The sequence below is a fragment of the Actinomyces qiguomingii genome (assembly GCF_004102025.1).
Classification (GTDB): domain Bacteria; phylum Actinomycetota; class Actinomycetes; order Actinomycetales; family Actinomycetaceae; genus Actinomyces; species Actinomyces qiguomingii.
On record NZ_CP025228.1, the window covers coordinates 1,353,211 to 1,377,530 of the forward strand.

A 24,320-nucleotide genomic window follows, 5' to 3' on the forward strand; every position below is an offset into this window, starting at 1 on the left:
GGATTTCCTGGGAGGGTAGCGCCATGCATAGCCGCGCGTCCCTGTCCGCTCTCGCCGCCGTCGCCCTGGCGACCTGCGCATTGGTAGCAGCCACAACGCCCCTGCAACCACAGGCATACGCGACGGCCACCGACCCCTGCGTCGTCGACGACGACTGCTCCTTCTACTTGAGCGACTCCTGGAGGGGTGGTCTCGCGGATACTGCCCTGGCCGTCGGTGGCAGCCCGAATGCGATTACTGTCGGCGATTGGGATGGCGACGGCGCCGATTCGGTGGGTACCCGCATCGGCGCCGTCTTCAACCTGCTCGCCTCGACCGAAACCTGCGCCGCAACCACCACTTTCGCCTATGGTCGTGTGGGGGATGAGGTGCTGGTGGGGGACTGGGACGGTGATGGCGTTGACACCCTGGCGGTGCGGCGTGGGAGCACCTTCTATCTGCGCAATTCACTGTCTGGAGGACCGGCGGAGATTGTGTTTGGTTATGGTCGTGTGGGGGATGAGGTGCTGGTGGGGGACTGGGACGGTGATGGCGTTGACACCCTGGCGGTGCGGCGTGGCAACACCTTCTATCTGCGCAACTCGCTGGCGGGCGGACAGGCCGATCACGTAATCACCTACGGTCGTGTGGGGGATGAGGTGCTGGTGGGGGACTGGGACGGTGACGGCGTCGACACCCTGGCGGTCCGCCGAGGATCGCGCTGGCATCTTCGCAACGATCTGCGCTCCGGCGTCGCCGAAACGACTGTAACCTATGGGCGTCCCGCAGATACCGCCATAGTCGGCGACTGGGATGGGAATGGTACAGACACCCCCGGTGTCTATCGGGGATCTCGACCTGTTCGCGCCTGCAATGCCAGCGCCATTCAGAAGGAGTGGGCCGCCCGGGGCGGGGCGAACGGTTCCCTGGGCGCGGCCACCAGTGCCGAAACCGTCGTCAATGGCATCACTACTCAGACCTTCGCAGGCGGTCGGCTCAGTTGGACGTCCGCCGACGGTGTAATCGCCACCGGCACCGGTGGGCAGAGCGTCGGGGGTGCACGTTTCGATGCGGCCATGGTCATCTCCGACGCCGAGTTCTTCAACCCCGCATCCATGGATGCAGCGGCCATAAGGGCCTTCCTGAACGAGAAGAACCCATCCTGTCAGGCCGCCGCGGACGGTACCGCCTGCTTGAAGGACTACCGGGCGACCACCACCACCATGACCTCCGCGTACTGCAGCGCCTATCAGGGCGGCAACAACGAGGATGTTGCCACGGTAATCGCCAAGACCTCCGCCGCCTGTGGCATCAACCCCCGGGTGCTGCTGGTCATCCTGCAGAAGGAGCAGGGACTCGTGCTGGCCACGGGCAACACACTCAACGCCACCCGCTATGCGAAGGCGACAGGTCTGTTCTGCCGGGACACCAGCCCCTGCGACCCGACCTACGCGGGCCTGCCCTCACAGATCTACTACGCGGCCTCGAGGTTAGTGCAGTACGGAGTCGAGCCCGACTCATTTAACTATCGCGCGGGCCAGGTCACGGAAGTAGCGAACAACCCGAATGCCGGGTGCGGATCACAGACCGTGCCAATCCTCAATCGGGCAACGGCAGCGCTGTACAACTACACGCCGTACGTGCCCAATAAGGCCGCCCTGGACAATATGTACGGCAGTGGCGATGCGTGCTCTGCCTACGGAAACCGCAACTTCTGGCGGTACTACCGTACCTGGTTCGGCACCACCGGAGTGTGAGCTGCGGCGCGGGGCGTCGGGACCCGGCGCCCCGGCAGCCTCACTGCCCCTGCGCGGCGTACTTGGCCTCAACCTCCGCCTTCAACGGACGCCACCAGGCCTCGTTGTCCCGGTACCAGTCAATGGTGGCCTGCAGGCCGGAACGGAAGTCCGTGTACTGCGGAGTCCAGCCGAGCTCGTGCACCAGCTTGGAGTTGTCGATCGCGTAGCGCATGTCGTGTCCGGGTCGGTCCGCCACATGCTCGTAGTCGCTGGGGTCGCGGCCCATCAGCTCCAAGATGAGCTCAACAACCTCCTTGTTGTTCTTCTCCCCGTTCGCGCCAATCAGATAGGTCTCACCGATGCGGCCCTTGTCAATGATCTCCCAAACGGCGTCATTGTGGTCCAGCACGTGGATCCAGTCGCGCACGTTCTCACCGGCGCCGTAGAGCTTCGGACGCACGCCGTCGATTAGGTTGGTGATCTGCCGGGGGATGAACTTCTCGATGTGCTGGTAGGGGCCGTAGTTGTTAGAGCAATTGGAGATAGTGGCCTCTACTCCGAAGGAACGCACCCAGGCGCGCACCAACAGATCGGAGCCGGCCTTGGAGGCGGAGTAGGGGGAGGAGGGGTTGTAGGGGGTGTCGGGGGTGAATTTGGCCGGGTCGTCCAGCTCCAGATCACCGTAGACCTCATCGGTGGACACATGGTGGAAGCGCACCCCGTGACGGCGTACTGCCTCCAGCAGCGTGAAGGTGCCTACCAGATTGGTGCAGATGAAGGGGGAGGGGTCGCGCAGCGAATTGTCATTGTGGGACTCGGCCGCGAAGTGGACCACCACGTCCGCATCGGCCACCAGCGGGTCCACGGTATCGGCGGCGGCGATGTCTCCGACTACCAACTCTACGTGGTCGCCCAAATCGGCCAGGGAGCCCTGGTTACCGGCGTAGGTGAGCTTGTCGAGCACCGTCACCTTGGCTTCGGGGTGACGCACGAGGGTCTGGTGGACGAAGTTGGCACCGATGAAGCCGGCGCCGCCGGTGATGAGGACGTGCATGAACAACTCCCACTGCGTTGTTGGCTAGGTGTGCGAACGCCCGTAATCATGCCACAGTCCGGTGTCAAGCCCTGGGTTTTGTGGAGGGTGTTTTGTCTGGCGGTGGTGGTTGCTGGCTGGGGTTGGTTGGTGGTGGTCTGCTCACCGGCATCCAGGGGCTTGTCCCTGTTTTGTGGATACGGGGGTTTGGTTCATGCGGCGTGTTCGACGCGTAGTGGCTGGCGTGGCGGGTGTGTAGTGGTTGTCGTAGGTGTTCGGGGGCAGGTTCTGGCAGTAGGAGTGTCTGCGGACGGTGTTTGTTGCGGGTCAGCCACCGGAACGCCTGACGGCGGCAGGTGGTCTCGTCGGGCCAGGCGCGTTGGTCCATGAGCACTTCCCGCTTGAACGCGGCATTGAAGGACTCCGCCAGGGCGCTGGTTGGCGCTGGTGCCCACCGCACCCATCGACTGGGTAACCCCAAGGTCCTTGCAGGCCTCATAGAACGCCGAAGACGTGTGGACGCTGCCATGGCCTGGTATGGAAGACAGCCCCTTTAAGGCTCCCGCGCTCACGCGCGGCAGCCTGTAGGGCGTCGACCACGAGGGATGTGCGCATACGGCTCGCGGTATCGCCCAACCGACCAGGCGCCTGCCGTGCGCGGTCGATGACGGTGGCCAGATACAGATTTGCTCCCGTCAGCCAGCGGCAGATAGGTGGGGGCACCTCCCACGAAGTGGGGGAATGTCGCCCACGTACTTGCGGTTGGGGGCATCGGCGGCGGTAGTCCCGCCCCAGCAGGTCGGGATACCTTGGACGCCGCCTGGTCCCGGTGCGGTGGTACGCACCCGGCGCCGCTTGCGGCACCCCCACAATGCCGCCGGCCCGCATCAGGCGGGCAACCCGCCTTGCGGTTGATCTGTTGCGCCCCGGGTTTGATGGAGGCAGTGAATACACGGAAGGATCACTGTCATGAGTGCACAAAGGAAGTACCCCGAGGAGCTGCGGGAGCGGGCCACCCGGATGGCGGTGGAGGCCCGTAGGGACCCCGAGAGGTCTAAGGGGGCGAACCTGGAGGATCGCCGAGGAGCTGGGCGCCCCGCCCCGAGGCGCTGCGTACCTGGGTCAAGAAGGCCGAGATCGACGCGGGCGCCCGGCCGGGAACCACGAGCGAGGACGCCCAGCGGATCAGGGAGCTGGAGAAGGAAGTACGCGAGCTGCGCAGGGCTAATGAGATCCTGCGCAAGGCGAGCGCGTATATGCGCCCCGGGCGGAGCTCGACCGCCGGTAGAGGTCATCGACTCATTCATTGATGACAACAAGGCAGACCTTGGGGTCGAGCCGATCTGCCAGGTCCTGACACAGTCAGGCATGAAGATCGCCCCTTCCGCCTACCGGGCCCGCAAGACCCGTCCCCCCAGTGCCAGGGCTGTGCGCGACCAGGCTCTGAAGGCCGAAATCGGGCGAGTGCATGAGAACAACTACTGCGTACTGGGCGCAAGGAAGATGCATGCGATGCTCAACCGGCCCGAGGAATCCACTCGGCACGGCCTGGGGCATGTGGCCCGCTGTACCGTGGAGAGGCTTATGCGGGACATGGGGCTGCACGGCATACGCCGCGCCAAATCGCCCAGGACGACCCGGTCCGCACCGAAGGACGCTTGCCCGGCGGACCTGGTCAAAAGACACTTCAGCGCCTTCAGGCCCAACGAGCTGTGGGTCGCGGACATTCCCCCACTACGTGGGAGGTACCCCCACCTACGTACGCACCCTATCGGGCTGGGTCTATGTGGCTTTCGTCACCGACGTCTACTCCCGTCGGATCGTCGGCTGGCAGACGTCCACGAGCTTGTACACCGATCTGGCCCTGGACGCCTTGAGGATGGGTATCTGGCAGCGCCAGCGGGAAGGAGCCGACCTTACCGGCCTGATCCATCACTCCGACCGGGGTGCGGCTGTACCGGGCGATCCGCTATGGGCAGGCCCTGTCCGACTGTGATGCGGTGGCCTCGGTGGGCACCCGAGGGCGACTTCCTTTCGGCTTCGCTCTGGCCGAGGCCCTCAACTCCCTATACAAGGCCGAACTCATCCGAAACCGCCACTACCTCGACGCCCACGGCCCCTGGGAGGGCATCGACGACGCCCGTGTTCGCTACCGCCGAATGGGTGCACTGGTTCAACACCGTCCGCCCCCACTCCGCCATAGGCATGCACACTCCGATCCAGCACGAGCAGGCATACACCCCACCACCACCAGACACCACCGACACCACCGACACCATCGCCGATCCCGAAACCGAGGCAGAGGCTGAGGCCATGGACGTCGGCGAGCAGACCACCCCCAACCAACCCCAGCCGGCAACCGCCGGCGCCAGATAAAACAGCCTCCACAAAACCCGGGGCTTGACAATCCGCCCGTCGGAGCCCTTGTCGATCCCCTCGCCTGGCTCGGCGGCGGGTCCTGGGAGCGCCCATGGCCCGGTCACCGGCATTGATGGCCCGTACCGGCTCGGCCCGGTGCGGTATCGGCCGCCGCCCGCTGCGCCCTGTTGGGAGCACCTGCCTTCCAGGCGTAGTAGGAGGAGCGGGCTACCTCCAGCAACTCACAAAGCCGCTCCCGCCCCATGGGTGGCTGCATGGTCGGCGACGAACTGGAAGCGGCTCACCAGATCGTCTCCCCCGCGAAATACTTGGCCGCCTGCTGCAAGATCTCCCGCTCCCGGGTCAGCTTGGCCCGCTCCGCCCGCAGGGCGGCGTTGGCCGCCTCCAGGCGGGCGACCCGCTCCTCCATCGACTCCGCGCCGGCCTGCGCTGGCGTCTGGGTCCCGGTCCTGTCCCCGAGGTCGGTCTTGGGTTTGAGCGGGCTGGGGGCCGGTGCCCCATCCGGACCGGTCTTACCTCCGGTGCCCCACCGGTGCAGCCAGCCGCGCAGCGTGCCCCGGCAGACCCCCAGGTCCTGGGCGACGCCACGCACGCATCGCCCCCGGTGTCGTCTCGTACAAGTCCACCGCCTGACGACGCAAGCTCCTCCGAATAGCTCTTCATAACCATAGTCAGATCATCTCGCTCTCCCCAGCCCCGCAGGGCCGGAATCAGCGTGTCCAACAAACAGGGTCAAGGCCCAGTTGCGCCCACTGGGCGGTAGCGAACACGGGCGTCGTCCCTGCCAGGGGGTCGTGGGAGTCGAGGCAGTGGCGGCCGAAGGATCAGTTCCGCCTTGTACAGCCAGTATCAGGGCCTCGGCCAGCGCGAAGCCGAAAGGAAGTCGCCCTCGGGTGCCCACCGAGGCCACAGCATCACAGTCCGAGCAGGGCCTGCCCGCACTCGGATGGCCCGGTACAGCCGCACCCGGCCGCGTGTGGCGGGGTCAGGCCCTTTTAGGTCCGCGCCCTTCGTGCCGGGTGCTGCCAGATACCCATCTTCAAGGGGGGCGCTCCTGGGTCAGGTCGGTGTACACGGGCTCGCGGGTGGTCTGCCAGCCGACGATCCGAGGCGAGCAGCACGTCGGCGGGCGAAGGCCACATACACCCACTCGGACAGGGCGCGCACACAGGTGGGGGTACCTGTCACGTAGTGGGGGGAATGTCCACACGCCCACAACTCGTTGGGCCTGAACGCGCTGAAGTGCCTGCCCGCCAGGTCCGCCGGGGCACTGCTCCCTTAGGAGCGCTGCGCGTGGTACGCGGTGATTTGGCGCGGCCGGTGGCCGTGCAACCCCATGGCCCGCATTAACGCTGAAACAGGTCAGCAGCTGGCCGGGCCCACACCCACCACCGCCGCATGCTCATCCCATACGCCATGATCGCTTAAGGCTTCCTCTGCGACCCACCAGAACCAGCAACTACCAGCCGTCGCCTGACGACGCACAGAACGCAGGGGCACCCCGACCAGCACGAGCAGGCCCGCAACCCACCGCAAGAAACCGACACCATCGGTAACGCCGACAGCAGGACGCTGGCAAGCAGACTACCGCTTGTCAACGGTGCCGGTGCTGCCACTCCAGGTGTCGGCGGCCTTTACGGCCAGCTGCTACACCCTGAACGCGCCCCATATCGATCAATGTTGATATTCTACGTCAGGGAGTGTGGGAGTGCCCGTGTTTGATGATAGCTTCTAGCTGTCGGTAATCCAGCCGGCGCACGCAGAAGCTCACGAGGATGTGGTTATTGTGAAGGTAATACGAAAGGCGCTTGCCGTGGTGGCTGCCGGAATGCTTTCAATTGCGGCCCTTGCCGTTCCCGCGCAGGCTGCGCAGGGCGACTGTGGGACGGGGAACACCTGCATGTGGGAGCATCACTCATATGGGGGTGGTGCTGTTTCGTTCAAGCACTACATTCCCGATTTGTCGCTGCACAGGCTCACCAATGGCAAGAACGCGAACAACGTGGTGTCTTCGGTCAAGAATAGGGGGACGAGTGAGGGGACGTGTCTGTTCACCGGCGCCTATGGCCGCGGATACAGCTTGCGCGTGCCGAGAGGGGGCAATGTCAGGAATCTGGCGAACTACAGGTACATGAACGACACGATCTCTTCCGCGTACTTCGACGGTTACAAGAGGTGCGGCTGATGATTTGCCTGTCCAGGGCGGTTGCTGACATGAAAAGGATCCGCGTAGCCGGAGTCGTTGTTCTGCTAGTGGCCGCCCTGGCCGCCTGCGGTTTGGGGCAGGGGAAGTCTGCCCAAGATCCTGAGACCGCTGCGGGAGGTGTGGTCGACCTGGGAGCGGTCGACGCCGGTTCACTTCCCGCTGACGGGTCCGAGTCCGCAACCGGTGAGGTCGTCAAGGACTACGCCGTGGGAACCCTCCCAACGGATCCGTATCGCGGGGTGGACCACCGCCTCACCGATTACGCCTGGGATATATCTGTCGCCATGTGTATGCAGGAGTTGGGCTACTCCTATCCAGTGGTGTCCTTCGACTGGAATGACCCGGGTAACAGACGTGAGCCCAGTTATGCGCGCGTGAGAACGCCGGAGGAAGCGGCGCAGTACGGATTCCGTCTCGCACCGGAGGAGATGAATGCCGAGCTGATTTCCGCGCGGGAGTACATCTCGCAGCAAGGCGACGACTACAGTAATGCTCTGGATGGGTGTTCTGAGGGGGTGCAGAACAATGAATTATTCGATACCGTCACTGCTGTCGACCTGGTTTTTCCGGGCAATGTTGCTGCGAACCCGGCTGTCGTTGATGCCAATGAGGCGTGGCATAAGTGCATGGAGCCTCTTGGTGTACCTGACCTGCCCGAGGAGCCTGGCACGGCCCCATCGATCATGACCAGGTTAGGGCTTGATGGGGTCGATAACTTGGCGTTGACTGATAGCGCGAGCATCAGTGAGGATGAGATCAACATGGCCGTACAGGAGGCCGAGTGTTACGAGACGTCCGGATACGACCGCCTCGTCTACGACCTCACTTGGCAGGGCCTGGACGACTACGTGCAGGAGCACTCCGCTGAGCTGGCTGCGCGTGCGGACCTGATCCAACAACAAACCGATGCGCTTATCAGCTACATTGAGGAGAACCGTGGCAGAGTCTGAGCGGGGCGATTCCAGCCGGATACGACTGGTGCTGGGCGCAGCGCTCGGAGCGGTGCTGGTAACCGCCCTTGTAGGCGGGACCTGGTGGGTGGCTCGAATTACTGAATCGCCCGCCCAACGCGATGCCGCCGCCGCGCCTCCCAGTGCTGCGCCTGTGACCGCGACCGTCGCTGTGGGAGATCTGCGTGACGAGATAACCGCTCAAGGCTCGGTTGTAGCGGCGCAGGACACTACTGTGATGCTGTCCTTGCGGGATGAGAGCCGGAGTGTCGTCACCTCTGTCAACGTGCAGGTCGGCCAATCAATTTCTCCGGGGCAGTCCCTAATGCGGGTTAACGGACGTCCGGTAATCGTCCTGCCCGGTTCCTTTCCCACCTACCGGGACCTAGTCCAGGGCGACCAGGGCGATGACGTGGTCCAGTTGCAGCAGGCCCTCGCCTCCCTCGGCTACGGTGTCAGTGCCGATGGAGACTTCGGTGCCGCCACCGCAGCAGCCCTGACCGCCCTATACCACGACCTCGGCAGCACTGTTGCCACTACCACTTCCTCCTCCTCCAGTTCTTCCGCTGCCCCAAGCACCGCGGCAAGCGACGGCGGTGCCGGAGGCAAGAAGAACGAAGACGCTTCCCGTGACTCTACGTCCGCCGGAACCGATTCCGAAGCGCAGAACCGGGACAGCACCTCTGGTAAGACCCTGGTCACCCTACCCCAGGCCGAGGTGCTGTTCGTTCCCGGTCTGCAGGCGGAAACCAGTGTTGTTTCCGCGCCGGATGTGGGCACCGTGCTGACTGCTGACAATGCCAAGATCGGTCTATCGTCCGGAAGTCCCCATATCGAGGCCGAGGTGCCCGACTCGGTTGCCGCCGCGCTGGATCCTCGCACCACCGCCACCGCCACGGTCGACGGTGCCACTATCAACCTCGCTGTCACCGAGAAACGCAAGAAGACCGAGGAGACCGCTACGGAGCAGTCCGACTCCGGTGTCGGAGGCACTAAGCGCCAGAACACCACTAGTGTGCTCATACTTCAGACGACCGATGGCACCATCCTGCCCACCCCCTCCGGTGACACCGGAACCCTGCTGCTGACCATTCAGCGCAACCCCACCATTACCGGCGCCCTGCTCGTGCCCAAGCGTGCCCTCAGCACCACCGAATCAACCGCTACCGTCATCAAAGTCACCGATGGTACGGCGACGACTGAGACGGTCACGGTGCTCGGCTGCGTCGGAGGCCAGTGCGCCATTGACGCTGACGGTCCCATTTCAGAAGGTGATGCGCTCCGGGTGGACGGCGCATGACCACGCTCGTCCTCGACCACGCCAGCCGCGTATATGACGCGGCTGTCCCGGTTATAGCTCTGGACCGGGCGAGCATCAACATACTCCAGGGCGACTTCGTTGCCATCGAAGGTCCCTCGGGTGCCGGCAAGTCGACCTTGCTCAACATACTTGCGCTGCTCGATGTGCCCACTACCGGCACCTACCTGATCAACGGTGTCGACACCGCCGGCATGCGGGAGAAGGAACTGGCGACGCTTCGCTGTGAGACCTTCGGGTTCGTCTTCCAATCCTTCCACCTTCTGCCTCACCGCACCGCCCTTGATAACGTCATGATCGGGCTGCTCTATCACAATGTAGACGTAGCCGAAGCCATGGCACGCGCGCAGCAGGCCCTGGAGTTCGTCGGTCTGGGGGAGCGGGCGGGTGTGCCCGCGGGGAGCCTGTCCGGCGGTGAACGTCAGCGGGTTGCCATTGCCCGCGCTGTATGTGCAGGCAATCCCGTACTGCTGGCCGACGAGCCCACAGGCAATCTCGACTCTGCCTCCTCCACGGCCATCATGGACATCCTGGAGTCGCTCAACGCCAGCGGAACCACTGTTGTTGTGGTCACTCACGATCCTGCGGTCGCCGCACGGGCAGGCCGCCGTGTGCGAGTAGTTGATGGTCGCCTGAGTGAGACCGGTGTTGCAACAGTCTCCTCCGCGGACGCCAAGCGGGCAACGGCGGCGCCTTTCGCACGCGCCGAGTCGGTTGCCCTACCGGTACAGGAAAAGCAAACGCAGGCAGCTAGACGCCGAAGCCGTCGTCTACCGCTCGTGGCGCGTCGGGCCATGCTGCGTGACGTGCTGTTGTCTTTGACCACCGAGCCGGGACGCACAGCGCGACTGGTCGCGGTGGTCGTCCTGTCCATCATGCTGGCGCTGAGCACAATGGGTATTGCCCAAACGGCCAAATACCAGGTCTCCGCCGCCTTCGACGCCACCCGCAACCGTCGCGTCGCAATCGCCGTCGACACCGGTGCGCTGGACTCGACTTCCTCTATGTTGGCACTGGCCGTCACCGATCCTGAGGCCATGACAAGGATTCGTGCCATCCCCGGTGTGCAGGACGCTATGGGCATCACTACCCTGTCGGAGATCCCGGCTGCCACCAGCGCATATGCCCCCACAACGGACGCGCGCCTGTTCGGTATCAGTACCGTACCGGACTCCTCGACCCTGCTTGAAGTGACCGCTACACCCGTGGGCTTCTCGCAGCTGGAAGACGACCAGGTGCTGATAGGCTCGACCGCCGCCTCGCGACTCGGCATCGGTCCCCTTGAGGCCTCGCCGACCCTGTGGGTTGCCGGGCGGCCCTACGAAATCGCCGGTGTTGTCACATCGGCGGGAATGCGGCCAGAACTCACCGACGGGATCGTCTTGACCCAGGCGCGTGCCCGTGACATAGGCGAAGTAGAATCCACCGGTGTAGAGATCCAGGTGCGAGCGGGAGCTGCTGGGCAGGTGGCCCGGGTTGCCGCCGTTGCCTGGTCTCCCGAGTATGCCGACGCCGTCACCACCGATGCGCCGCCCGATCCCTCCTCTCTGCGCGAAAGTATCGAGCCTTCCGTCAATACGGTGCTGTTGACTCTCACCGCAGTGGCCACTGTTGTGGGGGTGGCGGTGCTGTCCAACGCCATGACCTCCGCAGTTCAGGCACGCACTGGTGAATTGGCGCTGCGCCGGGCCATGGGAGCGCGGCCCAGGAACCTGCGCCGGCTGGTCAGCCTGGAGAGTCTGCTGATCGGCATCACCGGTGGCATGATCGGTGCTGTGGGCTCTGTTGTGGCGCTTCTAATAGTGGCCATCACCCAGCAATGGCAGCCGGTCATAGATCTGCGGATGCTGCCTCTGGGCATCGTCCTGGGAATCGCCAATGGGTTGCTGTCGTCTCTGTGGGCCGCGCATCGGGCCGGGCGCATCCAACCCGCTCAGGCTCTGCGCTAGCGCCATCCGTGCCATCTGTTCAGGCGGGGAGGACCAGGCCGCGTGTCGGCCTTGGCGACTAAGGTACTCTGGTGCCAGGTGTCGGCAGCGAAAGGGGGATGGGGACACAGAATGAAGACGTTTGCGGCGGCGGTTCTCGTACTCTCACTGATGGGAGGAACTCCGGTCCAGTTAGAAACCCAATACCATCTGCCAATGCGGGGAACTCCGGTTTTCTGTCGGATACTCCCATGGCTATGCAGGTAGCTGTACGCGCAATGCGATCGTTCCTTACTACGCTGCCCGGGCGGTTCTGGGTTTTTACGGTGGTGGCGGCTGTTCTCCTAGGGGTCGATATCGTTTCCGTCTTCTCCGGGACAGGGCCGACGGGGGCGATATGGAGCTCGATTGTAGTGGCCGCTCTGGGAGTGTTGGCAGGACTCTCGCCGGGAGTTGGTGGGGGCCTAGTCATCGCCGCGTGCGCACTGGTTCACATTTTGCCCGAGCAGATTGCGCTGTCGGGGGCTGCGCTCGTATTGGCTTATTTCGTCCTGGTGATGTGGGTCGCCAAGGGCTGGTATTTGAGATTCATCGCAGGTGTTGCGGTTGAGCAAGGGGCTCTATGGGGGGAATACCCCAGTACCTCGGCGTTCATTGAGAGCACGGCGGTAGTCGTCCTGCTTTGCAGCGCAGCAGGTTACCTCATAGGTGAGTACCAGTGCCGTGAGGAGAAGCTTGCTCAACGGGTGCATGTCCTGGAGGTGGAAAGCCAACTCGCCGAATCCAGGATTCGTGCTGCACTCGGCGCTGATCTGCATGACACGGTTGCGACCGACCTTACACACATCATTCTGCGCTGTCAGATTGCCGGCAGCGGGCAGCAGGAGGCCGCGGCCGTATTGGCTGGGATCGAGCAGGATGTCCGTGCGGCGCTGCAGCGCGTCCGCTCGGTGGTCGCGGTGCTGCGACCTACAGTCGACGAGACTCCAGCCTCATGGAAGGTGCAGGAGGTTGCGCATGAATGTGCCGACATGTTGCGCACGCGCGGCTTCGATGTCGATGCCGAGATAGAGGGTGCTGACGGAGAGTGCCAACCCGATACTGTCCACGGCGAGCTACTCGGGCTGGTGTTACGCGAGGCCGCGGTCAATGTCCTCAAATACGCGGCGCACAAGGGAGAGGTGAGTATTACCGTGAGTCTGGGGAAGGAGGGTGACGGGGTTACGGTGTCATCTGCTCTTCCGGATGCATGCGATCGGGTTGAGGGCTCTCATGTGCCCGTACTTCGCGGCGGGCAGGGGCTGGATATCATGCGTGACCGAATTCAGTCCGGTGGTGGTGAGCTCCATGTGGGTCCCGTAGGATCGCGTTGGGTCGTGACCTGTATTCTCCCGCCAAGGAAGGAGTGAGAGGTGCACACGATGGTGCAAGGGTGTGGCACTGGCGCTGTCCGTGTCCTGCTGGTGGACGACGACGAATCACTGCGGTCGGACCTGGTTGCGCTCTTGTCTCGGGAGCCACGCATTGCCATGGTGGGGGCGTGCGCCAGCGGCGCGCAGGCCATGGTGACACTTGAAAGCCAGGAGGTGGATGTGCTGCTCCTGGACTACGCGATGCCGGAGATGAGCGGCGTGGAGGCCGCGCGTGTCATAGCTGGTCGATTTCCGGATGTGCGTATCGTCATGCTGACGGCATTCGAATACCCCGAGAGTCTGGGGCGGGCCTTGCTGGAGAGGGTTGATGGGTTCTTGACCAAGGACCTTCCCGCCTCGACGATCGTGAGTGCTGTGATCGCGGCAGCAGCGGGGAAACGGGTGCTGGCGCCGGCTGCTACTGAGCGGTTGGTCGATAGCTACCGCAGGCAGGAGGCGGAACGGCAACAGGCGCAGTCCTTCTATGCTCGCATCGAAGGCCTCGACCCGCGCCTGCGTCCGGTATTCGATGGGATTGTGGCAGGGGTGACGAACCGCGTGATCGCGCGGCACACAGGTTTGTCAGAGGCCTCCGTGCGGACCTACGCCTCCCAGGTGTTGGCCGCCTTCGAATGCGGCTCGCGCACCCAATTGGCCGTGCTCGCTGCCCGCGCGCGGTATTACCCAGATAGTCGGCGCTGAGTCGCAGATTCTCGGCAGGGGGGGATCCTCTGGCGGGCGACTTACGTCTCCTCCGCCGTCCTTTGCCCTTGCTCGGTCTTGGCCCGAGGAGTCCGAAACGGTTCTGCAATCCCCGCACTCATACGGTGGAAGGGGCGGAGTACCGCGCGAAAGCCGGAGAGTACATGGCTGTAATTACGCCGGTGCGATTATGGCATGGGGCACAAAGGGGTGGACTGAAGGCGGGTGAGCGGTAAGGTGCATCATGAATCACATGAGTCACACGCGTCCCAATGTGCACATGTAGAAGGTGGCTCGTTGACCGTGCACTGAAAGGAATCCCATGAGAACCCCCCGACTTCTCGGCTTGAGCGTGGCGATCCCGCTGCTCGCGGCCGGAATCATGCCGGCAACGGCGGTCGCCGATACCGCGGATGAGGCCGCGCCCGTGCAACTCCTTGAGCTGACCACCTCCGCAGGAGAGGCCACAGACGCCGCAGAGGCGGGACTGGTGCAGACCGCGTCGGCCTCCGTCAGTGGCGGCACCTCTTTTGCGTCGGTGCTCGTCCCCCAACTGGACGCTTTGGCCCAGGCGTCCGCCGCGGGCGGTGTGGATCCGGAGATAGACGCAGTTCTGCTCACCGAGCCACTGGAGGTGGATGACTTCCTGGTGGCGGGATTCACCTGGACCGGCGCCGATGACTTGCCGGAAGGACTTGACGTCTATCTGCGGGTGCGCGAGGGCGGCATCTGGTCGGAGTGGTACCTCAACGAGGTCAGCGGCGCTGGCAGGGACGATGACACCGGCATCGCCGGCACCGAGGAATTCGTCACCGGCGGCGCCGACGCCGTCCAGGCCAGCGTCGTCGGCGACGCGGCTCAGCTCCCGACCGATCTTCAGTTGGCCCTGATCCCGGGGCGGCCAGTCGGGGAGGAGGTACTCGACCCCGCCGAACTCGAATCCGCGGACGCCGAACCCACTGCGGTGGCCACCCCGGAGGAGTCGGAGGACGATCTGACGGGTGGCCTGCTAACACCCGCCCCCGAGTCCGCCACACAATCGGCTGACGACCCGGCTGCGCCGGCGCAGGAGCCCGAGCCGCTCCAGACCGACTCCGTCGCAGAGGCCAACGGCACGGGCGGGGGCATGTCGGCAGGCTCGAACCTGCCCGCCGCGCTGGCGGCCACTACCACTGCGGGCGGGCTGCCCGTCCCGGTTATCACCCGCTCGGAATGGGGCGCCAACTCCTCCTACATGACCTGGTCGCCGTCGTATGCGACCGCAAAACACGTGATTGTCCACCACACCGCCGGGACGAACAACTACAGCTCCGGCCAATCCGCCTCGATCGTGAACGGCATCTACTACTACCACGCGGTCACCCTCGGCTGGGGCGACATCGGCTACAACTTCCTGGTGGACAAGTACGGGCAGGTCTTCGAGGGCCGTTACGGATCCACCAGCGCCGCGGCCGGCAAAATGGTTGTTGGCGGTCACGCCTACGGCGCCAACACCGGCACCATGGGCATCTCCATGATGGGAACCTACACAACGGTGTCGCCCTCCTCTACCCAGCTGACCAACGTCGGCAAGATGGCGGGCTGGTTCCTGAAGCGGGCCGGGGTCACCAGCGCCACCGGCTCCGCCCCCTTCACCTTCAAGTCGACCCAGAAGTACAGTGCCGGGCAGACGATCTCACTGCCCGCCATCACCGGACACCGCGACGTCGGCTACACGACCTGCCCGGGAGACATCGGCTACTCCAAACTGGGACAGATCCGCTCAACCGCACAGAGCCAGATCAACGGCTCGACCGGCAATTCGACGTCATCGCCCAAGGGCACGTCAAGCAGTGCACGCAGCCACCAGATTTATCTCAACGACTCCTGGTCCGCCCAGGCGAACAAGACCTTCACCTACACCACCCCGGCGACCGCAGTATTCGCAGGCGATTGGAACGGGGACGGGATCGACACCACCGGTGTGCGCAACGGTGCATCGTACGGCTTCCGCAACACCAACACCTCCGGTGCCAGCCTGCGCACATTCGTCTACGGCAGGAACACCGATCAGGTACTCGTGGGCGACTGGGACGGCAACGGCACCGACACGCTCGCCGTGCGCCGCGGCAACACCTATTACTTCAAGAACTCCATGTATGGCGGCAACGCGGACAAGGTGGTCACCTACGGCACCGCCTCCGATCAGGTCATAGTTGGTGACTGGAACGGCGACGGCAAGGACACCCTGGCGGTGCGGCGAGGTCGTGAGTATCACATTAAGAACTCGTTGGCGGGTGGCAAGGCGGACCGGGTCGTCACCTACGGCAAACCCACCGACGCCGTGCTGGTTGGTGACTGGAACGGTGACGGCAAGGACACCCTGGCGGTGCGCCGCAGCGCGACCTACTACGTGCGCAACTCTCTGACCAGCGGGGTCGCCGACATCGTCCAGACCTACGGTCGGGCTACGGACCAGACGATCGTGGGCGACTGGAACGGGAACGGCAAGGACACGCTGGGAGTGGTGCGCTGAACAGCACGGCCCGACCTCTCGGATGGGCGCGGGCTCACTACGACTTGTAGTCTAGTCGCGGCCCTCGCGCCGTGTCTTGCCCGAGTGGTAGTGAGCCCGTGAGAAGGAAGTCGATGAAACTGTTCGTGCAGGTCCCCTGTCTGAACGAGGAGGGGACACTGGGCATAGTCCTGGACACGATCCCACGCCATATCGACGGCGTGGACGAGATCGAGATCCTGGTCATAGACGACGGTTCTACCGACCGCACCGTTCAGGTGGCCCGGGCGCACGGGGTCAAGCACTTCGTGTTCCACGCCCGCAATATGGGGCTGGCCCGTTCCTTCCGCGACGGCGTGGACTACGCTCTGGCGCACGGCGCCGATATCGTGGTCAACACCGATGGCGACAACCAGTACAAGCAGGAGTACATCGGCGACCTGGTGGCCCCGGTGGTGCGCGGTGAGGCCGACATCGCCATTGCCGATCGGCAGACCGCCAAGATCGCACACTTCTCCTGGTTCAAGAAGCGCATGCAGCACTTCGGCTCCCAGGTGGTCAACTACGCGGCCGGCACTCGCCTGCCCGACGCCGCCTCCGGGTTCCGCGCCTACTCCAAGAACGCCCTGCTCAAACTCAACGTGATTACCCAGTTCTCCTACTGCATGGAGACGATCATCCAGGCGGGCAACAAGCGGCTGCGCATAGCCTCGGTGCCCATCACCACCAACCCCAAGACCCGTGAATCGCGCCTGTTCAACAACATCTTCCAGCACATGGCGAAGTCAGGGGGAGCGATCACCCGCTCCTACCTGATGTTCAAGCCGCACGTGGTGCTGGGCTGGCTGGCAGCGTTCTTCGCGATCATTGGGGCCATCCCATTCATCCGCTTCTTCATCCTGTGGTGCCTGGGCACTGCCGGCGGCCACGTCCAGTCCCTGCTGTTCGGCACCACCATGCTGGTGGCGGCCCTGCTGTGCGTGGCTCTGCTGGTGATCGCGGATTTGCAGCGCACCAACCGGGTACTGATCGAGGAGACGCTGGAGCGGGTGAAGAACATCGAGTACGGTCGCGTGGACGATACGCGGATATCCGGCATTCGGGACGCAATCATCAGCGACCGGGCGCCCGGAGGCAGCGATCCCTCTGCGCGGGAGGCCTGAGCACATGCGCAGAATCCTGGGATTCGGCACTTACGACGTCGCATCGCACCCACGCGTGGAGGTGCTTCTGGAAGGCCTGCGCCGTACCCCCGGCAATCAGGTGCTTGAGCTGGATCGGCCGCTGGGGCTTAGCACCGCCGAACGAGTCGCGATGCTCAAGCAGCCATGGCGTCTGCCCGTCCTCGCTGGGCGGCTGGCTTCACGCTGGTCCCGTTTGGCCGCAGGCAGCCGCCGGTATCGCGGCTCTCACGCCCCCGACGCCCTGCTCGTGGGCTACATGGGTCATTTTGACGTGCTGCTGGCCCGTGTGCTCTACCCGCGGACGACGATCATTCTGGACCACCTGATCTTCGCCTCCGGCACCGCTCGAGACCGGGGAGAGGGCGGGAGCAAGGCACGTGTGTTGTCCGTCCTCGATCGCCTGGCTACGCATTGCGCGGATGTGGTGGTCCTGGACACCGCTGAGCACGCCGCCAGGCTGGACGCCGACATCGCCCACCGCGGGGTGATCGTCCCGGTCGGTGCCCCCGCCTCCTGGTATGCGGCCGGACGTCGCGCCGCCGCGGCGCGCATTGACGACGACGGCCGCCGGGCGGCGGATCGTCCTCTCACGGTGGTCTTCTTCGGGCTTTTCACCCCGCTTCAGGGGGCTCCGTACATGGCACGCGCCCTGCGCCTGCTCGCCGAGCGGGGCGCCCCGGTGCGCGTCCTGTTGATTGGCTCGGGGCAGGATCGTGCCGAATGCGAACAGATACTGGCCGGCTGTCCGGCCGAGCGGATGGTTCAGTGGTGTGACTGGGTGGACTCCGCCGAGTTGCCCCGCGTGGTTGCCGAGCATGATGTCTGTCTCGGCATCGTCGGCACCACCGACAAGGCACTGGACGTGGTCCCTAACAAGGTATTCCAGGGGCTGGCGGCCGGATGTGCCGTCGTCACCTCCGACACCGTCCCGCAGCGACGCCTGCTCGGCGACGGTGCGGTCCTAGTGCCACCGGGTGATGCTCGTGCCCTAGCGGACGCCCTGCAGCATCTGGCAACTGATCCGGTGGCGCTACGTGGCGCCCGGGAGCGGGCGAGGACCGCGGCGGCAGCCTTCGTGCCTGAACGGGCCGTCGCTCCGCTGGTCGCCGCGCTGGAGCACGCGGAAATCGAGGAGGCGAGTCGGTGAGCGCGATCCCGGGGAAGGCCATGGCGACATTGCGATCCACGCCAGTGCGCGTCGGGTTCCTCGCACTGGTAGTGGTACTGGCCGTGTACGCGGTCGTATCGCAATGGGACGAGATCCTGCCCGTCGTGGTAGGCATGAATCCGCTGTTGCTGCTGGGGGCGCTTGCTGCCGGGGTCGTATACGTGTTGCTGACCATGCTCGCCTGGCGGGTTCTGTTGGCCGACATGGGCACCACGGTGCCACTGGGTATCGCCTTCCGCGTGTTCTTCGTATCCCAACTGGGCAAGTACCTGCCCGGCGGAGTGTGGAATATCGTGGCCGCCGCCGAGTTGGGGGCGGATCACGACATCCCCCGGCGACGTTCCGTGTCCGTTATGGCGGTGACCGTTGTCGTTTCCATCGTCACCGGTACGGCGCTGGCCGTGGCGATCATGCCCTTCGCCTCCGAGCGGCTGCGCGAGAGCTACGGCTGGGTGAGCTGGACGCTGCCCGCCTTCGTCATCGTGTTGCTGCCCCCGGTGCTGAACCGGCTGCTTGCCCGTGTGTTCCGGCTCGCCGGGAGGCCGCCGCTGGAGCATCCGGTCAGCTGGGCCGGCATCGGCGCCTGCACGGCCTGGACCCTCGTTGCTTGGATGGTCGCCGGGATTCAGGTGTGGCTGTTGGCGGTGGGCCTGGGGATGACCGGATCCCTGACCACGCTCGCCCTGTGCGTAGGCGGGTACGCGATGGCCTGGACCGTGGGCTTCTTGATCGTGTTCGTTCCCGCCGGTGCGGGAGTGCGTGAGGGCGTGCTAGCACTGGTCCTGGCGGGGTCGCTGACCACCGGCGGCGTAGTCGCCGTGGTGCTGCTTTCGCGCGCGGTTCTCACAATCGCCGATCTGGCCATGGGCAGTGCCGGGATCATCGCTGCGCGCCGGGAGCGCAGAGCCGTCACGCCGCGTTGGCTCGGCGCATGGCGGCACTGGAGGACAGATCTGGGGATCGCCCTGACGATAGGACTAGTCACCATCGCCGTCGCCGCCGTGCAGTTGATGCGGGTGACCGAGATCAGTCCTGTGGATGAGGCCACACATATCGACTATGTGTGGCGGATTATGCACGGTGAGCTGCCGCATCGGGGTGACACCTACACGTCTTTCACCCTGGGGGAGTGGGCCTGCCGGAAGCAGGCGAATGTCCTCGATAAGCTCCCCGCGTGCGGAGTGGATGATCTCTCCCAGTTCCAGGTGATCAGGGAGAACTACAACGCCTGGCAGCCACCGGGCTTCTTCGCGGCGGTGGCCCTGCTGACCAGGATCGGCGTTGCACTGACCGCGCTGGACGCCGTGACGCTGATGCGGCTGTCCTGCGCCGTGCTGGTGGCGGTGGGCATGGGGATGGTCTACGCCCTGCTACGACTATGGGGGGTGGCCCGTGAACTCGCCGCTCCGGCGACCCTGATGCTGTTGGCCAATCCCTTCACCCTCATGGTCGCCACCACCGTGTCCACCGATGCGCCCTTCCTCATCCTGGGGGTGCTTGCCGCGCTGGTACTGACCCTGGAGCTCAATGGGCGATCGGCCGCACCACTGGCGCTGGTCACGGGTGCCTGCACGGGACTGGTCAAGACCATCTCCTTGTCCGCCCTGATAATCGTGCTGGCGTTGCTGGGGGTGATCGCCGTCATTCGGCTGGTGCGCGGGCAGGCGGGCTGGTGGCGGCCACTGTTGACCGTGGGTGCCGGTGTGGTCGGCGGGGGAGCGGTCACCTTTGCCTGGGGCAGATATGTGACCGCCAATACGCCTCCGGACTGGGTTAATCTGGTGCTGGGGCAGAACAACACAGACTACGTGGGCCTGCCCTTCGACGAGTGGCTGCCAACACTGACGCATGTATTCGGTTACACGGCCGGCGCCTGGCAGGGCGCCCCGGTGTCTACCTATCAGGGGAACCTGCTCATCGATGTGGTCGGACTCGCCCTGACCGTGATTCCGTTCTGTGGGCTGGTGGTTCTGCGGGGCTCAGAGCGCGTGGTGGCCGGCGTGGCCGCGATCGGACCGGTCATGGTGGTTCTGTTTGTTCAGGCGCAGTCCTGGATGCGTGAAGAGGTCTATTTCCCCAGCGTCTCGGCACGTTACGGGATCACCCTGATCCCGCTGACGATGCTGGTACTGGGCTTGCTCCTGAGACCGGTGCGGGTACCCGGGCGCGTAGTCACCTGGTGCGTGTGCGCCGTGGTACTGCTGGGCGTATTCACCGACGTGGCGGGACTGTGCCGGATCCCCTGAGCGCCGCTGGACGCTCAGTGAGACGGCACGCTCAGTGAGACGGCAGGGCGCCTGAGCGTGAGCGCATGCCGTCACGTACCCCGCGCAGCAGCATCCGCCGCCGCTCCGGCCCGCGGTCTCGGAGCAGGGAATTGAAGCCGACGTATTTGATGAGCCAGTAGACGTACCGCAGGCGCCAGCGCTTCGGCATCAGACCGGATCGGCGAATCAACGTGATCGTGTTGCGCGTCAGGAAGTAGTTGCGGGCAGGCCCATGAACATGAATCGGCTGTGACCGTCCGGGCAGCATGACCACCTCGTCCCCCAGACGGTGATTCAGCCTCGCTGCGGGGACTACCAACAGCCTGTACCCGGCATTACGCGCCCGCAGGCCCCATTCCAGATCGACATGGTCGATGAACAGCGACTCATCCATCCCGCCGATGGCCTCGAGCGCCTCCAGGCGGATCAGGCATCCCGAGGCTATGAGGAAGGCTACCTCGAGCCGATCACAGTTCAACTCCTCGCGCGTTGCGCGCCCCGGCTTCCAGGTGCGGGACACATAGACGAGCTGATCGGCGCCCGCCCGGTCCTCCTCCGGCAACGGCCCTACGGCGGCCACATGCCCGGCGGAATCGAATCCGGCCAGCAGGCGGTCCACCATGCCCGGCGCGGGCAGGGAGTCGTGATCTGACAGCAGCACGTGCGAGGCCCCTAGTTCACGCGCCCTGGCGATGCCGACGTTCTGTGCGGCCCCTATGCCGCGATTGCTCCCCAGGGCTATGAGCTCGGCTCCTGCCTGCGTGACCGCCGCGGTGATACGTGCCAGGCATGCCGGTGAGCTGCCATTGTCTACCACGAGCACATGCCGGCACTGTGCGGCCAGGTCGTTCAACAGGCCGGTGAGTTCATGATCCGGCTCATAGGTGACGACCACCGCCACGACGATCGACATGCGTGGGACCTCCTGGATGAATCTGGCAGTAGCATAGACCGGGCACATAGCCGGGTGGGCGGCGGCCTGCGGGACAGATCACCGGGTCCGATCTGCGGGGTGTCCTGCCCACCGGGTATGGTGGCATGGTCTGCCGCCAGCCGACATCCGTATGCGAGCCCCGGTGACTCGCATGTGCCCCCGGAGCCTCCCAGAGGCAAGTGAGGACCGCATGAGCAAAACCAACGTGAGATCCGTCAAGCCGTTCTGGCAGGAGTGGGATCTCATCAGTGCCTTCGGGCAGCGTGATCTGAAGTCGAAGTTCAACGGTACGGTTCTGGGTTGGCTCTGGTCGCTGGTGGTTCCGCTGGCCTCCCTGGGAATCTACACGCTGATATTCGGCGGCCTGTTTAAAATGGTCCCGGCCACCATCGCCTCACGTCACGAAGGCATCGGGATCTTCGCCGTATGGCTGTTCGCCGGCCTGACCATATGGGGGTTCTTCCAGAACTCCATCAATGCCGGCATCAACGGCCTGCTCGGCTCCGGCGGGCTGCTGCAAAAGGTCTACTTCCCGGCATACTCGGCGGTGCTCGGATCGTGCCTGGCGATCGGCGTCCAGTCGGTGATCGAGGTCGGTTTGCTGCTGGTGGTTCTGGCACTGCTGACCAATATCTCGTGGACCTGGCTGCTGCTCGTCCCCTTCTTGGCGCTGTTGGTGACATTCACCGGGGCCGTCAGCGTCATACTGGCCATCTGGAACATCTACGTGCGCGATCTCGCCCATCTGGTGGGAGTGTTCCTTCAGCTCATGTTCTACGCCACCCCCATCATCTACAACGCCGATATCGTGCCGGAGACGGTGTGGGGGCTTCCCGCACACGACCTGGTCCAGGCGATGCCGATGGCCCAGTTCATCAGTCTGTTCCGGTCGCTGGTGTACTCACTGCAGCCCGGTGCGCTCACCGACTGGTTGGCTTGCTGCGGCTGGGCGGCCGCGGCCCTTATCGGAGCCGTCTGGGTCTCCCGCCGCTGGGGTGCCGACTTGGGAGAGAGGATCTGAGGTGAACGCTGCATCTGCCCCGACATCTGCCGAGTCGGGTGAGGAGTACGCCATTGAGGTGCGCAACGTGTCGAAGCGTTTCACGCTGCACGCCGACAGGCGCGACTCCCTCAAGGAGCGCTTTGTACGCGGAAGATCGCAGGACACCCACGTCTTCCATGCGCTGGACGACGTGAGCTTCCAGGTCAAGAAGGGCATAACCTTCGGCCTGGTGGGGCACAACGGATCCGGCAAGTCGACGATGCTCAAGATCCTCGCCGGTGTGTATCGGCCCAACGACGGCGAGGTCATGGTCTCCGCAAAGGTCGACGCCCTGCTGGAGGTGGGTGCCGGATTCCACGGGGAACTCACTGGCCGTGAGAATATCTATCTCAACGGCGCCATCCTGGGCCGCAGTAGGAAGCAGATCGACGAGTCCATCGACTGGATCGTGAAGTTTGCGGACATCGGCGGCTTCATCGACGAACCGGTCAAGGTCTACTCATCCGGCATGACGGTGCGCCTGGGATTCGCCACGGCCGTTGCCATTGAGCCGGAGATTCTGGTGGTCGATGAGATCATCGCCGTAGGCGACGAGGAGTTCCAGCGCAAGTGCTTCGAACTCATGCGCCAGCTGCGCGACCGTGGCACCACCATCGTGCTGGTGACGCATTCGCTGTCGCTGGCCACCGAGATGTGTGACGAGGTGGTCTGGCTCGACCACGGCAAGGTGCAGATGATCGGTGACGCCGACGAGGTCGTCTCCGCCTACCTGAGCTCGGTCAACGAGAAGGAGGCCGCCCAGCGCCTGCAGGAACAGCCGGAGGAGGAGTTCCCCGAGGACGATCAGTACAAGCTCAACCAGGGGAACGGGGACTGCCGCATGACGGGCGTGGAGTTCCTTGATGAGAACGGAGAGGAGTTGCCGTTCATCACCTACGGTAAGCCGCTGACGCTGCGTGTGCACGTGCGTGCCAAGAAGGACCTGCATGATGTTGAACTGGGCCTGGGCTTCGCCACCGACGGCGGGGTGACCATCGCGGGGCCGAACTCCCGGGCGGCGGGGACGCTGTACACGCTTTACCGTGGGGATTCGTTCATCGACTACAGCATCGATCAGGTCGTATTCCAGCCCGGACGGCTGTGGCTGACCACCTGCTTCGTCAGGGACGGCCAGATCTATGACCTGTCTGACCGACGCACCGAGATGATCATTCGCGCCGACCGCACGATGGACGAACCCGGACTTGTTACTCTTGCGCCGGGCCAGTGGAGTAAGCGACCGGGGCAGTCCGCGCCGGAGAAGGGCCGTTTCAATGACTAGTGAGAATGCCGATTCGGTGCATGATGCTTCCGATCGCGACGAGGAGATCCGTCAGCTGCGCGCAACACTGCGCAAGATGAGCCACGAGATCGCCGAGTTGTCCCTGCGCAACGAGGAGCTTGAGAAGGAGCTGCGGCGAGCCAACCGCGTGGTGGCGGGTGCGTGGGAGCAGCTCGACGTGATGCGGCATTCCTCCTCTTGGCAGCTGACGGCTCCGGTGCGTGCGGTTAAGGCGCGGCTGCGGGGGGTACTGCGGTGATGCGCCCGCGGTTGCGGGGCCGCGGTCCGCTGGTATCGGAGGTA

General features: G+C 64.5%; 16 protein-coding genes, 4 pseudogenes and 1 other annotated feature. Of the genes and pseudogenes, 15 read left to right on the forward strand and 5 right to left on the reverse strand.

Going from position 1 to position 24,320, the window contains the following annotated elements; translation table 11 throughout:
* Positions 1-23 precede the first annotated feature (23 nt).
* Positions 24-1,736 carry an LGFP repeat-containing protein gene (locus CWT10_RS05565; RefSeq protein ID WP_103063660.1) on the forward strand — a complete coding sequence of 571 codons (1,713 nt, stop codon included), beginning with the start codon at positions 24-26 and terminating at the stop codon, positions 1,734-1,736.
* Positions 1,737-1,776: 40 nt separating this feature from the next.
* On the opposite strand, the gene rfbB is transcribed toward CWT10_RS05565, so the two are convergent.
* Positions 1,777-2,772 (reverse strand): dTDP-glucose 4,6-dehydratase, encoded by a 996-nt coding sequence (rfbB, locus tag CWT10_RS05570; RefSeq protein ID WP_103063661.1) that lies wholly within the window; start codon positions 2,770-2,772, stop codon positions 1,777-1,779.
* A 219-nt stretch (positions 2,773-2,991) separates the two neighbouring features.
* Positions 2,992-3,696: pseudogene (locus CWT10_RS17300) on the reverse strand (IS3 family transposase); the annotation flags it as partial.
* A gap of 24 nt (positions 3,697-3,720) precedes the next feature.
* Here CWT10_RS17300 and CWT10_RS17915 point away from each other — a divergent pair.
* Positions 3,721-4,989: pseudogene (locus CWT10_RS17915) on the forward strand (IS3 family transposase); the annotation flags it as partial.
* Positions 4,003-4,134: a sequence feature (AL1L pseudoknot), on the forward strand. Its footprint overlaps the pseudogene before it by 132 nt.
* 219 nt (positions 4,990-5,208) lie before the next feature.
* Here CWT10_RS17915 and CWT10_RS17920 read toward each other — a convergent pair.
* Positions 5,209-5,527, reverse strand: a pseudogene (locus tag CWT10_RS17920) (IS3-like element ISTesp3 family transposase); the annotation flags it as partial.
* Positions 5,528-5,602: 75 nt separating this feature from the next.
* Positions 5,603-5,799, reverse strand: a pseudogene (locus CWT10_RS17925) (transposase); the annotation flags it as partial.
* A 1,108-nt stretch (positions 5,800-6,907) separates the two neighbouring features.
* Here CWT10_RS17925 and CWT10_RS05595 point away from each other — a divergent pair.
* From CWT10_RS05595 to CWT10_RS05640, 10 genes are all read left to right on the forward strand, one after another.
* Positions 6,908-7,315 (forward strand): peptidase inhibitor family I36 protein, encoded by a 408-nt coding sequence (locus tag CWT10_RS05595; RefSeq protein WP_128683302.1) that lies wholly within the window; start codon positions 6,908-6,910, stop codon positions 7,313-7,315.
* 29 nt (positions 7,316-7,344) lie between these two features.
* Positions 7,345-8,286, forward strand: a complete 942-nt coding sequence (locus tag CWT10_RS05600) for a hypothetical protein (protein ID WP_128683303.1) — start codon at positions 7,345-7,347, stop codon at positions 8,284-8,286.
* On the forward strand, positions 8,273-9,586 hold the full coding sequence (locus CWT10_RS05605; RefSeq protein WP_158247671.1) for a peptidoglycan-binding domain-containing protein: 1,314 nt from the start codon (positions 8,273-8,275) through the stop codon (positions 9,584-9,586). Before CWT10_RS05600 ends, CWT10_RS05605 begins: the two co-directional genes overlap by 14 nt.
* The gene (locus CWT10_RS05610; RefSeq protein WP_103063644.1) at positions 9,583-11,553 is read left to right on the forward strand and encodes an ABC transporter ATP-binding protein/permease; all 1,971 of its coding nucleotides are present in this window, start codon (positions 9,583-9,585) and stop codon (positions 11,551-11,553) included. The genes CWT10_RS05605 and CWT10_RS05610 overlap by 4 nt, the downstream gene beginning before the upstream one ends.
* Positions 11,554-11,783: 230 nt before the next feature.
* On the forward strand, positions 11,784-12,941 hold the full coding sequence (locus tag CWT10_RS05615; RefSeq protein WP_158247670.1) for a sensor histidine kinase: 1,158 nt from the start codon (positions 11,784-11,786) through the stop codon (positions 12,939-12,941).
* A gap of 12 nt (positions 12,942-12,953) precedes the next feature.
* Positions 12,954-13,646, forward strand: coding sequence for a response regulator (locus CWT10_RS05620; protein ID WP_233188230.1), 693 nt, complete (start codon positions 12,954-12,956; stop codon positions 13,644-13,646).
* Between the two features lie 322 nt (positions 13,647-13,968).
* Complete coding sequence (locus tag CWT10_RS05625) at positions 13,969-16,161, forward strand: N-acetylmuramoyl-L-alanine amidase (RefSeq protein ID WP_103063641.1); 2,193 nt, start codon at positions 13,969-13,971, stop codon at positions 16,159-16,161.
* 113 nt (positions 16,162-16,274) lie between these two features.
* Positions 16,275-17,303, forward strand: a complete 1,029-nt coding sequence (locus tag CWT10_RS05630; RefSeq protein ID WP_103063640.1) for a glycosyltransferase family 2 protein — start codon at positions 16,275-16,277, stop codon at positions 17,301-17,303.
* Between the two features lie 4 nt (positions 17,304-17,307).
* Positions 17,308-18,471, forward strand: a complete 1,164-nt coding sequence (locus tag CWT10_RS05635) for a glycosyltransferase (protein WP_103063639.1) — start codon at positions 17,308-17,310, stop codon at positions 18,469-18,471.
* Positions 18,468-20,738, forward strand: coding sequence for a lysylphosphatidylglycerol synthase domain-containing protein (locus tag CWT10_RS05640; RefSeq protein WP_103063638.1), 2,271 nt, complete (start codon positions 18,468-18,470; stop codon positions 20,736-20,738). Before CWT10_RS05635 ends, CWT10_RS05640 begins: the two co-directional genes overlap by 4 nt.
* A 31-nt stretch (positions 20,739-20,769) precedes the next feature.
* Here the strand turns inward: CWT10_RS05640 and CWT10_RS05645 are convergent, their stop codons facing one another.
* A complete protein-coding gene (locus CWT10_RS05645) occupies positions 20,770-21,672 on the reverse strand; it encodes a glycosyltransferase family 2 protein (protein ID WP_103063637.1) in 903 nt (300 codons plus the stop codon).
* 211 nt (positions 21,673-21,883) lie between these two features.
* Between CWT10_RS05645 and CWT10_RS05650 the strand changes: the two genes are divergently transcribed.
* From CWT10_RS05650 to CWT10_RS05660, 3 genes are read left to right on the forward strand one after another with little or no spacing between them, the layout of a single operon-like run.
* Positions 21,884-22,714, forward strand: a complete 831-nt coding sequence (locus tag CWT10_RS05650) for an ABC transporter permease (RefSeq protein ID WP_103063636.1) — start codon at positions 21,884-21,886, stop codon at positions 22,712-22,714.
* A 1-nt stretch (position 22,715) separates the two neighbouring features.
* Positions 22,716-24,017 (forward strand): ABC transporter ATP-binding protein, encoded by a 1,302-nt coding sequence (locus CWT10_RS05655; protein ID WP_103063635.1) that lies wholly within the window; start codon positions 22,716-22,718, stop codon positions 24,015-24,017.
* Positions 24,010-24,276 carry a methyltransferase gene (locus CWT10_RS05660; RefSeq protein ID WP_103063634.1) on the forward strand — a complete coding sequence of 89 codons (267 nt, stop codon included), beginning with the start codon at positions 24,010-24,012 and terminating at the stop codon, positions 24,274-24,276. The genes CWT10_RS05655 and CWT10_RS05660 overlap by 8 nt, the downstream gene beginning before the upstream one ends.
* Positions 24,277-24,320: the final 44 nt, after the last annotated feature.